Source organism: Novosphingobium resinovorum (genome assembly GCF_027922145.1).
Classification (GTDB): Bacteria; Pseudomonadota; Alphaproteobacteria; order Sphingomonadales; family Sphingomonadaceae; genus Novosphingobium; species Novosphingobium resinovorum.
In genome coordinates this window covers 20,508-35,065 of the sequence record NZ_BSFC01000024.1, presented here as the reverse complement: position 1 = coordinate 35,065, position 14,558 = coordinate 20,508, and the positions used below count along the sequence as shown (strand labels likewise).

Below are 14,558 nucleotides of genomic sequence, written 5' to 3'. Positions count from 1 at the left end.
TCGGGAACCCCTCTCCTGACAGTTCCTGTTGCACCGGCATCAGCTGGGTCCCCGCCTTCGCGGGGATGACGAACGGTGTTTCAGTCAGACATGACCTCACTGCGGGAACAGAGTTAGGCCCGTGTTAACCAATCAACCCTAACAGCCATCAGGTTTCTGATGACTAGGGTTGCCGATGTTCGACGTTCTGCTGTGCATTCACGATCAGCATGACAGATGGTTTGTCCTGCTGGCAGCCGCGATCTGCGTCGTCTCCACCCTGTGCGCGGTGCAGTTGCTGCGTCATGCCCGCCACTTGTCGGGATCGGCTGCGTGCCATTGGATCGTGGGTGCGGGCAGCGCCATCGGCTTCGGCGTCTGGGCAACGCACTTCGTCGCGATGCTCGGCTACGGCCCGGGACTGGTCGTGGGATATCATGTTCCCGCCACCGTGATCTCGCTGCTCATCGCGGTGGTCATGACCTCGCTGTCGTTCGCGGTCTCCCTCGCCCTGCCGCATCGCAAGGGTTTCGCGCTTGCCGGCCTGCTCGCGGGCTCGGGCGTCATCGCGATGCACTACATCGGCATGTCCGCGATCGAGTTTCCCGCCGACATCCACTGGCGTCCCGCCTTCGTCGCGGTGTCGCTGCTCTTCGCGGTGCTGCCCGCCTGCCCCGCCCTCGCGCTTTCGGTCAAGGGGCGTTCGATTCTCAGCGCGCTGGCGGCTGCGGGCCTGCTGGCCCTCTCGATCGTGTCGCTGCACTTCACCGGCATGGCCGCGATGCAGTTGACGCCCGCGCCGCTCGACCTGCACGGCGGCACCCTGCTCTCCCCCGACAGCATGGCAGCCGCTATCAGCGCCGGATCGCTCGCCCTGCTCGCCATCAGCATCGCGGTCCTGAGCATCGCCCGCCGAGCCCGTCTGGTTCTCCATGCGACCGAGCGCGACATGAGCATTCTCGTCAAGGGCATCACCGACTGCGCGATCTACATGCTCGACCGCGACGGTCAGGTGGTCAACTGGAACGCGGGCGCACAGCGCCTGAAGGGCTACTCTTCCGATGAAGCCGTAGGCATGCCGCTCGCCGCGTTCTACACGCCCGAAGATCAGGCCGACGACCTGCCCCGCCGCGCCGTCGCCGATGCCGCCAAGACAGGCAAGTTCAGCGGCGAGGGCTGGCGCGTCCGGCGCGACGGCACCCGCTTCTGGGCTCACGTCACCATAGAGAAGGTCGCCAACGAACTTGGCGAGCACATCGGCTTCGCCAAGATCACCCGGGACATGACGCGGTTCAAGGAGGACGAGGACCGCGTTCGTGAAATGACGGGCCACCTCGACGCGGCGCTGGCCAACATGCACCAGGGCCTGTGCCTGTTCGACGCGGACGGCCGCCTGCGCATTGCCAATCCGCGCTTCAACGCGATCTGGGGAATCGCCCCGGACACCTCCCTGTCAGGCATGAAGGCCGAAGCCGTCGCGGGCGCCGTTCTCGCCGCGCCCGCCGGGCGCTCGGCCTCGCGCGGGCGCCGCGATGACCTGCATCGCCATTTCACGCGCCCCGTCGCCGACATGGCCGCCGCGTCGGTCACCCTCGACCTCGGCGAAACCCTCGTCGTATCGATGACGAGCCGCGCGATGCCCGGCGGTGGGCGCGTCGTGACGTTCGACGACATCACCGAACGCCGCCGCTCCGAGGCGAAGATCGCGCACATGGCGATGCACGACAACCTGACCGGCCTGCCCAACCGCAACAGCTTCGCCCACTGGATCGACGCCGAACTGGAAGAGGCGCGCCACTTCGGGCACCAGCTTGCCGTAGTCATGATCGACCTCGACCGCTTCAAGGAAATCAACGACACCCGCGGGCATTCCGCAGGCGACGCCGCTCTGCAACATCTCGCCCAGCGCATGGTCGATGTGCTCGACGACGGCGAGATCGTCGCACGCCTTGGTGGCGACGAATTTGCCGCCGCCAAGCGCTTCCGCGACCGGAACGAACTCGATGTATTCCTGCGGCGCGTCGAAGAGTGCTTCGCGACACCGTTCGGCTCGGACGACAACGCCTTTCACCTCGGCGGCAGCATCGGCCTCGCGGTGTTTCCGGAGGACGGCGCCCGACGCGAGCAGTTGCTCAACAACGCCGACCTTGCCATGTACCGCGCCAAGGGCAGCGTCACCGAACGCATCGCCTTCTACGAGCCGGAAATGGACGAGACGGCGCGCGCCCGCCGCCAGATCGCCAATGACCTGCGCCATGCAGTCGATCGCGGCGAACTCACGGTGCTGTATCAGCCCCAGCATGAACTCGCGACTGGCAGGCTGTCCGGCTACGAGGCCCTGCTGCGCTGGCGCCACCCGACGCGTGGGCTTGTCTCGCCGGTCGAATTCATCCCGATCGCCGAGGAGACCGGCGAGATCTTCCGCGTCGGCGAATGGGTCATGCGCGAAGCCTGCCGCGAGGCGCGGTCCTGGCCGGAGCATCTGAAGGTCGCCGTGAATCTCTCGCCCATCCAGCTACTGCAGAACGACTTCGTGGCGATCGTGCAGAACATCCTGATTGAGACCGGCCTGTCGCCGCGCCGCCTCGAACTGGAGATCACCGAGACCGCGATCATCGCCGACAAGCTGCGCGCCCTGCATTTCCTGCGCCAGATCAAGACGCTGGGGGTTAGCATCGCGATCGACGATTTCGGGACCGGCTATTCCTCGCTCGACACGCTGCACTCGTTCCCGTTCGACAAGATCAAGATCGACAAGTCGTTCGTGCTGCGCTCACAGCAGAGCGTGGAGGCCTGCGCGATCATCAAGGCCGTCCTCGCGCTCGGCCACAGCCTCAACGTGCCGGTTCTGGCGGAAGGCGTGGAGACGATCGAGCAACTGGACTTGCTTCGGGCACAGGGCTGCGACGAGGCGCAGGGCTTCTACTTCGGCAGGCCGGGCCTTTCGCCAAGCAGACTTGCCGCAGAAGCCGACTTCATACAGCTCAGTTGAGCAATCAGGGCGCCCCGGTACCCCAGAGCTGGTCCTCGCGCACGAAACCCTTGTGCCCGTCGGTGTCGAACGGGCACCAGCCCTCTTTGCATTCACCGAGCAGGCCGACGACGCCGGGCTCGACGCGCCAAAGCATGGCGGACGCACCGTTGCCTTGGGCGCGCATTTCGATCAGGCTGCCGTCTTTGACCATTGCGGCTCTCTGGCGGGACAGCAGCAGGTCGCGCATCCAGCCTTTAGAGCCATCCGGATCCTCCACCAGTCGCCACGGCCCCTCGCGACGCAGAACCTTCACCGGCAGGTGCGGGCGTCGATAGACCCAGTCGATGCGATACGAATCGCCCGGCCCCACACGCAAATTCGCAATTTCGGCGTCGATCGAGGCCCAGTAGGGCACCTTATCGTCATTGGCGGCACGCGCCGGCTGCGCGGCAAGAAGGCCGAGCACGGCCGTCGCAAGCAGCAAGGGCGACGAAAAAAAAGCGGGACGGTTCATCGCGGCGATCTTACCGCGCGGCGAGGAGGCCCATCAAGGGCGCTTGACCACGCCCCTGTGGAAGGCCTAGCTCATGACCCGAAATGGACACCGCGCGCCCGCTCCCGCCCCGTCCCCGCGTGATCGTCACGCGACGGCTGCTGCCGGAGGTCGAAGCGCGCATGGCCGAGCTTTTCGACCTTGTCCCCAACCTCGACGACCGGCCGATGACGCGGGTGCAGTTGGAGACGGCTATGCACGATTGCGACGTGCTGGTGCCGACCGTCACCGACATGATAGACGCTGCAATGATCGCCGGTGCCGGTGAGCGCATCGCCATGATCGCAAGCTTCGGTGCGGGCACCGACCATATCGACCTCGCCGCAGCGCGGGCCCACCGCATTCTCGTGACCAATACGCCCGGCGTGTTCACCGACGACACCGCCGACCTGACGCTCGCGCTGATCATACTCGTCTCCCGCCGCTTCAGCGAGAACGCGCGGACGCTTCGCGAAGGGCGGTGGGAAGGATGGGCACCGTCTTCGATGCTGGGCCATTCCCTCAGCGGCAAGACACTAGGCATAGTCGGCATGGGACGGATCGGGCAGGCCGTGGCATACCGTGCACGGGCGTTCGGGCTGGAAATCCGTTACCATAACCGGCATCGGCTGCCCCCGGCGGTCGAGAACATGGTCTCTGCCCGCTACGAGCCCAATCTCGACCGGCTCGTCGCCGAGGCCGACATCCTGACGCTGCATTGCCCTGCCGGACCCGAAACCAGACACCTCATCGATGCCCGCCGCCTTGGCCTGATGAAGCCGGGCGCATGTCTCGTGAACACGAGCCGGGGACGTCTCGTCGACGAGGATGCGCTCGTCAAAGTACTGTCCCAGGAGCGCATCGCGGCGGCGCTCGACGTTTTCGAACGCGAACCGCAAGTCGATCCGCGACTGCTGGCTATGCCCAACCTCGTCGCCCTGCCCCACCTCGGCAGCGCCACTTACGAGGGACGCGGCGCGGCAGGTCACAAGATCGTAACCAACATCCGTTCCTGGGTCGATGGTCACCGCCCGCCCGACATGGTGCTGCCCGACCCGGCCTGAAGCCTCGATTCCTGAAGTACCAATGCTTCAAACCCCGGGCATCAATCCACTTCGGGATTGCAATCGCTTGTACCGAATTAGTTTCCTGATCTAACCCCCCGTAAAGGGTTCGCCCGCTATCGCTGCGGCGAATCTCATGGGGAATGACGGCGCGATGATCAGGCGTTCGACAATGGCTGCCAGCTTGCCACTATCGATGGCCTTCGCGGTCTTGGGCACCGCATTTACACCAACGGTCAGCTTCGCGCAGGATGGACGACTCGACGTCGCGGACGGGGGCGACACTTCGTGGATGCTCGCCGCCTCGGTGCTTGCCCTGCTGGCATTGCCGGGCCTTGCACTCTTCTACGCGGGACAAGTGCGCGCAAAGAACGCGCTTTCCATCCTGGTCCAGTGCGGGGCAATTTTCGCTGCGGCTTCGATGGTCTGGATCATCGTCGGCTATACTATCGCGTTCGGCGACGTGGCGGGCGGCTGGCTGGGCAAGGGCAATGCCTGGATGCTGATCTCATTGGGCAACGTGCGTACGGGAACCAACGTTCCGGAAAGCGCCTATGCCCTGTATCAGATGGTCTTAGCTACCCTCGCTCCGGCCCTGTTCGTCGGCGCCGGAGCGGAACGCGCGCGGTTCGGATGGATCGTCACCTTCGCCGCACTGTGGGGCCTCGTCGTCTATGCCCCCGTCGCACACTGGTTGTGGGGTGGAGGCTGGCTTGCCGTCGGCGTGGGGACGCTCGACTGGGCGGGCGGCATCGTCGTCAACGTGACTGCGGGCGTATCGGCGCTGGTCGTCGCAGTGATGCTAGGGCGGCGCAAGGGCGTCACGCAAGGGGTTGTCGCACCCCAGAGCCCGGCATTGTCCATTGCGGGCATGGCGCTGCTGTGGATCGGCTGGCTGGCGCTGAGTGGCGGCTCCGCCATCGCCGCCAACGACGATGCCGCCGCAGCCATCATCGCGATGCACGTGGGCTCCGCCGCCGCCGCCATGACATGGTTGCTGGTCGAGCGGCTGACTGCCGGCAGGTCCACCGCGACCGGCTTTGCGACCGGCGCTATGGCAGGTTTGGCGACACTCGCTCCGGCAGCCGGCTTCGTATCGCCGGGCTCTGCCCTGCTGCTGGGAGCGCTGGGGGGCATCATCTGCCACTTCGCGGCGCTGCTCGTCCGACGTAAACTGCTCATCGACGATGCGCTCGGCGTCTTTGCGATACAGGGCATAGGCGGCATCTTAGGATCGCTGCTGCTCGCCGTGTTTCTGTCCGAAAGCTTGGGCGGCGTGGGATATGGCGACGACATGAATCCGGTCGCGCAACTTGCGGCGCAGGGGATAGGCGTGCTGGTGGTCGCGGTATGGTCGCTCGTCGGCACGGTGATCCTCGCGCTCATGGCCTCACTGGCGTTCCCCATGCGCGTGTCGGAGGATGCCGAGCGCGAAGGGCTGGACGGCGCCACCCACGGCGAACGGGCATGGAATTTCGATTGACTCTCACCCCCGCAAAACCGGAAATGCGGCGATGATCACCTATTTCCGGCAGGCTGGCCGCAGTGTCGCCCGCTCCCTGGACTTTCGCGGCAAGGCCGACCGCCGCGAGTTCGTCACCTACATCCTGATTTCGCAGATCCCGGTCGCAGTGCTGGCCCTGGCGACGAGTTGGCTCGATCCCAGCCCTGTCCTGCGCGCCGTCATGCTGGGCGTACAGGTGAAGGTCGCCCTGCCCCTGTTCGCCCTGTCGATCCGCCGCTTCCACGACCTCGGCCGAAGCGGCTGGTGGAGCGCCCCTCTGCTGATCCTCGTCGCCCGCATGCTGCTGCTGGAACTCGTCGGCATCCTTGCCGGATGGAGCGTGCGCAGCGCGATCGAGGCCGTGCTCAGCTATGTCGACTGGCTGCTGACCTTGCCCGCCGTCGCCAGCTTCCTTGCAATGGTCGCCTGGCCGTCCCGCTCCGAAACGACAATGGCCGGCACGGATCGCTCCGTACCGGCCGCTTGAAAGCCGCGTTGTCCTGTCCGATCAGTCGCCGGTCAGGATACGATCGACCAGTTCCTTCACGGTCGGCGTGAAGCCATTCGAATAGAACGGGTCCTGCTTGAACTTGTAGGCCGCGTGACCCGCGAACATCAGGTTCTCGTCGATCGGACCGCCATGGGCGATGTCCTGCAGCGTCTTCTGGATGCAGAAGCTGCGCGGGTCGGCAAGGCGGCCAGTGGTGTAGTCGTCGTGGTCCTTCCACGAAGAGAAACCGCAGTGCGACAGGCAGCCCATGCAGTCGGCCTGATCCTTGCGGATTTCGTCGCGCTCTGCCGGGTTCACGAAGATGATCGTGTCGTCCGGCGTACGCAGGCCATCGGTGAAGCCCTGCGCCGACCAGGTGCGCGCGCGCTCCAGATCCTTGGGGGCGACCCAGAAGTTCTTGCCCTTCACACCGACGTCGAGACGTACGGTGTGCACGCCCGCCTCAACCTTCGAATAGGGGATCTGACGCTCCGAGCGTGCTTCCAGATTGCGCAGGAACGGGTTGCGCACGGCCGAGGAATAGAAGCCGGTGGGCGAGAAGCGGTGGAGCAGCACGTCGCCGGGCTCCAGCGTGCGCAGATGATCCTTCCACGCCTGCGGGATCGGGCTCTCGTGCGTCAGCAGCGGACGGGTGCCGTACTGGAACGCGATCGAGCCGAGTTCCGGGTTGTCGATCCATTCGTTCCAGTCACGCAGGAACCAGACGCCGCCCGCCATCACGATCGGCACGCTGTCCGGCACGCCTTCCGCGCGCATGGTGTCGCGCAGGGCCTTGACGCGGGGATACGGATCCTCGGGCTTGAGCGGGTCTTCGGCGTTGGACAGGCCGTTGTGACCGCCCGCCAGCCACGGATCCTCGTAGACCACCGCGCCCATCAGGTCGGCGACCTTGTGATAGGCACGCTTCCACAGCGCGCGAAACGCACGCGCGGAGCTGACGATCGGCAGGTAGTTGACGTTGAAGCGCGCCGCGATCTCGGACAGCTTGTAAGGCATGCCCGCACCGCAGGTGACGCCCGTGACCATGCCCCGGGTCTTTTCCAGAACGCCTTCGAGAATCTGCTGCGCGCCGCCCATTTCCCACAGGACGTTGATGTTGATCGCGCCCTTGCCGCCCGAAATGTCGAAAGCCCGGCGGACCTGCTCGACCGCGCCGTCGATGGCGTAGTCGATCAGTTCCTGGTGGCGTTCTTTGCGGGTCAGTGCGTTGTAGATCTGCGGGATGATCTTGCCTTCGGCGTCGTAGCTGTCGGCATTCACCGCGCTGACCGTGCCGATGCCGCCCGCAGCCGCCCACGCGCCCGAACTCATGTGGTTCGTCGCGGCGACGCCCTTGCCGCCTTCGACCAGCGGCCAGACTTCACGGCCACCATAGATGATCGGCTTGAGACCCTTGAAACTCATTTTCTCTCGTCTTTCCCCAGGCTTTCGCGGCTCAGCTCTGCGATCCATTGGTTTTCGGCGGCGCTACCCCCGAAATTCGGCACGGCTTTATATCTGCCGGCGCAGGCCTTGCCCCTGCGACTTCAAACTGCGCATAATAGCCCTGTAATTCGGGCTTGCGAACAAATTCCGTCAACCGATAGCCCACCGACGCAAATTCGCAGAAAAGCAGCGAAGGCGGCAGGCCATGCCCACCGGCGGGGCGATCGACATCCACGACCACCAGCTTACCGCCGGGACGCAGCGCCGGGCGCAGCCTCCAGAGGAAACCGTAAGGGTCGCCGACCTCGTGGTACATATGGACCAGGAAGATGCGGTCGAAACTCTTCTCGGGCAGGCTGGGATCGCTCGGGCGGCCCAGCTTGATCGAGACGTTCTCCAGTTCCTCGCGCATGACGCGCGTGGCGAGGCGTTCGTTGGCACCGCGATCGATATCCTCGCCCAGAACCCGGCCCTTCTTGCCGACGCGGTGCGAGAGGCGGACGGTGTAGTACCCCTCGCCCGCGCCGAGATCGGCCACGCTCATGCCGGGCGCCACGCCTGCAAGGTCCATTACCGTGTTGGCCTCGCCCGCGCTGTCGCGCTGGGCTTCGGTGGAGAACGTGCTGGAGGTGCTTTGCGCAACGGGGCGATCGGGCTTGGGGAACTTGGGCGCGCCCTTTTCCCGGCCGTCATCGACAGCAGGCTGCTGGCAGGCGGCCAGACTCAACAGAGCAGGCACCAGCATGGCCGGAAAGAGGGTATGCGCGCGAAACATGCGGCCCCTTAGCGCCTGTGCGCGCGATTGGCAAAACGGTTGAAAGAGATCCGTCGCATTCATGCCCTCTCGCCCCGGCCACTGTCCCGGGACGAGACGGCCGCCACGTTTCAGTCGGCGTCTTCGACTTCGACCTTCTCGCCGGTCACGCGCTGCGACAGGGCCGCGGCCATGAACGGATCGAGGGCGCCGTCGAGCACGTCGTCGGGCGCGGTCGAGACCACACCCGTGCGCAAGTCCTTCACCTGCTGGTACGGCTGCAGCACGTAGGAGCGGATCTGATGCCCCCAGCCGATGTCGCTCTTGCTCGCGTGTTCGGCGCTGGCGGCTTCCTCGCGGCGGCGCATCTCGGCCTCGAACATGCGCGCTTTCAGCATGCCCATGGCGATTTCGCGGTTCTTGTGCTGCGAACGGTCGATCTGGCTGGCGACGATGATCCCCGAGGGCTGGTGCGTGATGCGCACGGCCGAATCGGTGGTGTTGACGTGCTGCCCGCCCGCGCCCGAAGCGCGATAGGTGTCGATCTTCAGGTCGGACGGGTTGATCTCGATCTCGAAGGTATCGTCGATCACCGGATAGACCCACACCGACGAGAAGCTGGTGTGCCGCCGCGCCGCGCTGTCATAGGGGCTGATACGGACCAGGCGGTGAACGCCGCTTTCGGTCTTGGCATAGCCGTAGGCGTTCTCGCCCTTGATGAGCAAGGTGCAGCTCTTGATGCCCGCCGCTTCGCCCGCGTGATAGTCGACCAGTTCGACCTTGTAGCCGTGGCGCTCCGCCCAGCGCGTGTACATGCGCTGAAGGATTTCCGCCCAGTCCTGGCTTTCGGTACCGCCGGCACCCGCGTGGACTTCGAGATAAGTGTCGTTGCCGTCCGCCTCACCCGAGAGCAGCGCGGTGACCTTGTCCTGATCGGCGCGCTCGGCCAGCGCGGCGAGCGCCGACAGGCCCTCGGCGATGGTTTCCTCATCGCCTTCCATCTCGCCCAGTTCGACGAACTCGACGGCATCGGCCATCTCGGCGCTGATCGAGTTCACCGCGCCGATCGCAGCCTCGAGACGGCGACGTTCCTTCATGACCGCCTCGGCCTCCTTGGGCTTTTCCCAAAGGGTCGGGTCCTCGACGCGCGCGTTCAGCTCGTCGAACCGGCGCAGCGCGCGGTCCCAGTCGAGGAACTTGCGGACCAGCGCGAGGGCCTTCTCGATACGGACAATGTGGGCCTGCCCCTCGGCACGCATGGCGAAAATCTCCGATGAGCCGGGATCACGACCGGCCTGAAACAAACGAGCCGCACCGCTTAGCGCAGTACGGCTGTTTGTAAAGTGGCGCTCAGGCGGTTCGGCGCAAGGGGCCGGGTTCAACCGGGGCGCTTGGCCTTCATCGCCTTGACCGCCGCCAGCGTCATCGTGACGTGTTCGCGGTAGTCCATGTCGGAGTGGACGAAGGCGACGTGGCCGCTCTGGTCGATGACGTAGCTGACGCGCTGGGTCATGCCTGCCGGGACGCCCGGCCGGGTGAGTGCGACGTCGTAATCCTTGGTCACCTTGGGGCTGGCGGTGGCGACCGCGAACTTGTCGCGGCATTCCTCGGTCGAGAATTTCTTGAGCGTCGGCAGGTCGTCCGCCGACATGCCCACCACGGTTGCGCCAAGCTGCGCGAACTCGGGCGTGGCTTCGGCGAAGGCGTGGGCCTCCAGCGTGCAGCCCTGCGTGAATGCCTTGGGATAGAAGTAGAGCACGACCGGCCCCTTCTTCAGCGCCTTGGCGAGATCGAAGTCGACTTCCTTGCCCGCCTTGGCGCCCTTGGCCGCGAACTGCGGCGCCTTCGCGCCGACCGCGAGACTGGCATGCGCGGTGCCCGAAACGGCGAGGAGCCCGAAGGCGGCGACAGCGGTAAGAAGGCGGTTCATGGCGCGGATAGTGACCCGACGATCCGCGCCTGTCCAGCCAGTTACTCGATCCAGCCGAGAACGGTGCCGACTTCGTAAGTCTCGCCCGTCTGCGTGACGATCTTGAGCGTGCCGGTGGCGGGGGATTCGACCTCGTTGGTGGACTTGTCCGCCTCCAGCGAGAACAGCGGCTGGCCTTCGGTCACTTGCGCCCCATCGGCGGCGAGCCATTCGGCGACCTGGCCCTCCTGCATGGAGAAACCGATCTTCGGGAGCAGGATTTCGACGGCCATGGTGGTTATGATCCCCTTCGCGTGCCCGGCGTGGCGGGCTGTTTGTTCGATGGGTAGCGCACTCGCCGCAGCAGGCAAGCGAGGGGCGGTCATATCCGTCTCGGCGATGTTGCGGTTTGAAGAGAGACTTGCAGCCCTGCGCTCCCCGCATTAAACTGCACCGATAGTATGACGGAAAGCATATGGCTACGGTACGCAAGACGATCACGCTGACGGATCAGCAGGATGCCTGGATCGCTTCTCAGGTCCGCGCGGGGCGGTATACGAACGACAGCGAAGCGATCCGCGATCTCATCCGGCGCGAACAGGAGCGGTCCGGCGAAATCGAAGGCATTCGCAGCGCGTTGATCGAAGCCGAACAAAGCGGTGAGCCCGAACCCTTCGACTTCACAGCCTTCAAGCGGCGCAAGATCGCCGAGCATGGCTGAGTTCCGGCTTAGCCCGAGAGCCCAACGCGATCTTGAAGCGATCTTCGACCATACCGCTGCCGAATGGGGCGTTCCCCAAGCCGTCGCTTATGTGGATCAGATCGAACAGGCGTGCACCGATCTGGCAAATGCACCCCTGCAATCGAGCGATTGCAGCCACATCCGTGCAGGGTACCGGCGACGGGCATTGGGAAGGCACGTCCTCTATTTCCGGCCGACCGACTATGGCGTCGCGGTGATGCGCATCCTGCACGATCGCATGGATGCGCCCCGTCACATCTAGGGCCACATCTAGCGCCTACCCCCGCCCGTCCTCGTGCGCCATCCAGTGCACGAAGCGGTGGAGCGGATACATCGCGTCGTGCGGATTGCCGATGGTCGAAGGCCCCGCCTCTCCCAGATGCACGATGCGCTGCGCGCCCCCGGCGGCGAGGCGGTCGCGGTAGGCGGCCATGCGGTCGAACGGGTAGAAGCCGACCGTCTGCGTCGCCACGTTGATCCACTTCACCGCATCGTCGAGGCTGCCCACGCGCACGACGTTGGCGGTCTTGTTGATCGGGTGGAAGTCCACCGGCTCATCCGAGCGGATCACCAGGCCCCGCCCGTCGGTGCGGCCCCAGACGCCGTACTCGTCGTCCATCAGCGTCATCGATTCGACCGCCTCGCGCATGTCCCTATCGAGCGGGCGAACGTCGCCGCTTTCCGCCGCACGGCGAGCCACGTGATGGTGCAGGCGCGCGCAGAAACGGTCTACCGCCGCCTCGTCCCCCTCGACGAACTGGAAGCGGCTGGCGACGCAGGCCTCCTGGTTGAGTGTCATCACGTCCGCCGAGCACAAGTCCGCCACCCGGTCGATCGTCTCCTCGTCCGCCAGCGCCTCGCGCCCGACCATCGAGATCGAGGTCTTGGGATCGAAGGACACCAGTTGGAAGCCGGGGCCGAGGTACTTGATGACGTTGTTGATCGCGTCCCCGCCGCCCCAGGCGACGATCTTGTCGAAGTACTGCGGACGGTAGAGCACCCGCTCGGTCGCATCGTCGCCGCCGCGCCAGTAGACCGCGGACATCGAGCGCACGATCGGATGCGCCGGATCAAGGTCCGCCATGGTGCGCAGGATCGCGACCATGGTGAAAGGATCGGCGCTGCTCATCTTGAACAGGTTGATGCCCTTCACCATCGCCCCCTGCGCCACCGACTTCACCGCGACGCCGGGAGAATTGCCCGGCAGCACATGGATCAGGCGCGGTGCGAAGGCGCGCACGAAGCTCTTGCGGCCGGTGAAGTCCTGCTTCGGCACCCATTCGTCGAGCGCGCGCGGATCGGGGAAGTTCTGCTCGACTTCGGCCATCAGCACCCGCTTGTCGAGATAGGCCGCCGCATGACGCGCGGTATTCTCGACGACGGCGCGGGGCAGGATATGCGTGCGGCACATGCGCTCGATGCATTCCTGCATGTGGTCGTTGTCGCTGGCGAGCAGGCGCTGGCCGGTCTCGACGAGGAAGTCGATGATCTCGGCCAGCGGTACGTTGAGGAGCGGCGGCACTTCGGTGCGCGGCGGCACCGCGCGATCGAAGGGAATGCGCGGCGTGGCGAACGTGACGCCGAGGTCGCGCGACGTCTGGATCACGTCGGTCCCGTGCAGCACCTCGCCGCGCAGGAAGAACGGGGCGGAGACGAGGTCTTCGCTGACCTCAGGCTGTGCGATCTCGTTCATGCCACACCTCGCACATAAGCGTCGACCGTGCCCGCGCAGCCGATCTTGTCGTCGCCTTCCAGATCCGCATAACGGGCGATGTCGTCGCGGATCGACGGGCCGTGGTTCCCGCAGGCGCAAGGGGAATGGTCCAGCGAAATCCTGTCGCCGGTGATGACGCCACCCCAGCGTCCGTCGAGCGAGAGGTCGAAGAACGCCGCGCGCCCTTCCTGTTCGCCGCCCGCATGGGGAAGCGCCTCGTCACCCGACTTGTCGAGCAGCACCGGCACGATCCACGGCGGCACGTGATAGCGCCCGCCCTCTCGGCACTTCGGCATGCCGGAGTTCAGTTCCTGCATCGAATAGTTCTGGAAATGCCGGTCCGCCGGGATGTTGAACGTCTCGAACACATAGTCCTGGTAGTCCGCCGGAAGCTGCGCGCGCTTGAGCCCCCCGCCGACGTAGATCGAGTTGTCCGGGTTGAAGTCCTCACGCCCGTAGCCCGCGTCGCGCACGGCCTTGGCGACCTGCCACAGCCCGTTCCACAGCCCCGAAAGCTGGAGCTTGCGGTGACGGTTCTCGATGATGAACTGCGCCGTCGCGGGCACCGCATCGGCGACCAGCCGCGCGCGCTCGGCCGATGTTTCCTCGAAGGCGGCGATCTCGTCCGGACGGGCGGTGCCCTCGGCGATCTTCTTGCGCATGACCACCATCGCCGTCAGCGAACCGACCGTGATCGGCGGCACCGGATAGGCCCAGCGCGGCCACTCGGGATTGGCGAAAGCCTCGTACTGCGCCTGCGCGATCGCCGCGTTCTTGGGCACCGTCGCCACGGGAGCGCAGCCGATGATCAGCCGGTCCTGCGCCGGCACCACGCCCGAGCCCCAGGCGAAGACGTTGACGGTATCGATCCGCGACCAGTCCATGTCCTTCTGCGAGGCGATCAGCATCGCCGACTTGCCGGTGGTGCCGCTGGAGCAGGAGATGAAATGCCCCTGCTCCGCCAGCCGCGCGATCCAGTCGTCGATGCCGTCGATCCCGTCCAGCGATATACCCTCGATCGGATGCGCGGACACCGTGCCGAGCCACTTGGTCAGCCGATCCCAGCGCTCGTCCATCAGGTAGCTTTCCGGGTAGGACTTGTAGGCGGTGTGCGGAAACAGCACCGGCACCACGTCCTCGATCCGCGCGATGCTGTCGATCCCGGCGTCGCGGGCGCGCAGGCCGAGCAGCCTGATCCGATCGCGGCGCTCCTGAAACCGCTCGTCCAGCGCGGCAACCTGGGTTTCGCGCAAGTCGCCCGCGGAGAACGCGAAGCGCTCCGGGTCAGCGACCAGCGCAGTGAGTTTGTCCGCAGCAATGCCCATGCTTCCCTTACTCCTCTCCCTTGCCGCCGCGACGGACTGGACAGTCCATCGCGACTCGATTAATAACACCTTATGCGTTTCATTATTCACGAGCCTCTTGGCGACGCAAGCCAAATCGGGTCCAT

General features: G+C 65.5%; 14 protein-coding genes. 6 read left to right on the top strand and 8 right to left on the bottom strand.

Annotated features, from left to right (window positions below):
• Positions 1 to 175 precede the first annotated feature (175 nt).
• The gene (locus PKE80_RS15070) at positions 176 to 2,971 is read left to right on the top strand and encodes a bifunctional diguanylate cyclase/phosphodiesterase (protein ID WP_271183211.1); all 2,796 of its coding nucleotides are present in this window, start codon (positions 176 to 178) and stop codon (positions 2,969 to 2,971) included.
• Between the two features lie 4 nt (positions 2,972 to 2,975).
• Here PKE80_RS15070 and PKE80_RS15065 read toward each other — a convergent pair whose 3' ends face one another.
• Positions 2,976 to 3,467, bottom strand: a complete 492-nt coding sequence (locus PKE80_RS15065) for an SH3 domain-containing protein (RefSeq protein WP_271183210.1) — start codon at positions 3,465 to 3,467, stop codon at positions 2,976 to 2,978.
• 83 nt (positions 3,468 to 3,550) lie between these two features.
• Between PKE80_RS15065 and PKE80_RS15060 the strand changes: the two genes are divergently transcribed.
• The 3 genes from PKE80_RS15060 (at position 3,551) to PKE80_RS15050 (ending at position 6,540) form a co-directional block, all read left to right on the top strand.
• Entirely contained in the window at positions 3,551 to 4,549 is a 999-nt protein-coding gene (locus PKE80_RS15060; protein ID WP_271183209.1) for a 2-hydroxyacid dehydrogenase, read from the top strand.
• Positions 4,550 to 4,745: 196 nt separating this feature from the next.
• Positions 4,746 to 6,032 carry an ammonium transporter gene (locus tag PKE80_RS15055; RefSeq protein ID WP_271183208.1) on the top strand — a complete coding sequence of 429 codons (1,287 nt, stop codon included), beginning with the start codon at positions 4,746 to 4,748 and terminating at the stop codon, positions 6,030 to 6,032.
• A gap of 31 nt (positions 6,033 to 6,063) precedes the next feature.
• The gene (locus PKE80_RS15050; protein WP_271183207.1) at positions 6,064 to 6,540 is read left to right on the top strand and encodes a DUF805 domain-containing protein; all 477 of its coding nucleotides are present in this window, start codon (positions 6,064 to 6,066) and stop codon (positions 6,538 to 6,540) included.
• A 21-nt stretch (positions 6,541 to 6,561) separates the two neighbouring features.
• Here the strand turns inward: PKE80_RS15050 and PKE80_RS15045 are convergent, their stop codons facing one another.
• The 5 genes from PKE80_RS15045 to PKE80_RS15025 all read right to left on the bottom strand — a co-directional run bounded on the left by PKE80_RS15045 (position 6,562) and on the right by PKE80_RS15025 (position 10,945).
• Entirely contained in the window at positions 6,562 to 7,968 is a 1,407-nt protein-coding gene (locus PKE80_RS15045) for an NAD(P)H-dependent flavin oxidoreductase (protein ID WP_008830975.1), read from the bottom strand.
• Positions 7,969 to 7,999: 31 nt separating this feature from the next.
• On the bottom strand, positions 8,000 to 8,764 hold the full coding sequence (locus PKE80_RS15040) for a class I SAM-dependent methyltransferase (RefSeq protein WP_271183206.1): 765 nt from the start codon (positions 8,762 to 8,764) through the stop codon (positions 8,000 to 8,002).
• 110 nt (positions 8,765 to 8,874) lie between these two features.
• The gene (prfB, locus tag PKE80_RS15035; protein WP_036522883.1) at positions 8,875 to 10,002 is read right to left on the bottom strand and encodes a peptide chain release factor 2; all 1,128 of its coding nucleotides are present in this window, start codon (positions 10,000 to 10,002) and stop codon (positions 8,875 to 8,877) included.
• Between the two features lie 119 nt (positions 10,003 to 10,121).
• Positions 10,122 to 10,673, bottom strand: coding sequence for a peroxiredoxin (locus tag PKE80_RS15030; protein ID WP_008830978.1), 552 nt, complete (start codon positions 10,671 to 10,673; stop codon positions 10,122 to 10,124).
• Between the two features lie 41 nt (positions 10,674 to 10,714).
• Positions 10,715 to 10,945, bottom strand: coding sequence for a biotin/lipoyl-containing protein (locus PKE80_RS15025; protein ID WP_008830979.1), 231 nt, complete (start codon positions 10,943 to 10,945; stop codon positions 10,715 to 10,717).
• Between the two features lie 182 nt (positions 10,946 to 11,127).
• Between PKE80_RS15025 and PKE80_RS15020 the strand changes: the two genes are divergently transcribed.
• Positions 11,128 to 11,373 carry a type II toxin-antitoxin system ParD family antitoxin gene (locus PKE80_RS15020; RefSeq protein ID WP_271183205.1) on the top strand — a complete coding sequence of 82 codons (246 nt, stop codon included), beginning with the start codon at positions 11,128 to 11,130 and terminating at the stop codon, positions 11,371 to 11,373.
• Positions 11,366 to 11,656 carry a type II toxin-antitoxin system RelE/ParE family toxin gene (locus PKE80_RS15015; RefSeq protein WP_271183204.1) on the top strand — a complete coding sequence of 97 codons (291 nt, stop codon included), beginning with the start codon at positions 11,366 to 11,368 and terminating at the stop codon, positions 11,654 to 11,656. Before PKE80_RS15020 ends, PKE80_RS15015 begins: the two co-directional genes overlap by 8 nt.
• Before the next feature lie 15 nt (positions 11,657 to 11,671).
• Here PKE80_RS15015 and PKE80_RS15010 read toward each other — a convergent pair whose 3' ends face one another.
• Positions 11,672 to 13,087 carry an acyl-CoA reductase gene (locus PKE80_RS15010; RefSeq protein WP_271183203.1) on the bottom strand — a complete coding sequence of 472 codons (1,416 nt, stop codon included), beginning with the start codon at positions 13,085 to 13,087 and terminating at the stop codon, positions 11,672 to 11,674.
• The gene (locus PKE80_RS15005) at positions 13,084 to 14,433 is read right to left on the bottom strand and encodes a hypothetical protein (RefSeq protein WP_271183202.1); all 1,350 of its coding nucleotides are present in this window, start codon (positions 14,431 to 14,433) and stop codon (positions 13,084 to 13,086) included. Before PKE80_RS15005 ends, PKE80_RS15010 begins: the two co-directional genes overlap by 4 nt.
• Positions 14,434 to 14,558 lie beyond the last annotated feature (125 nt).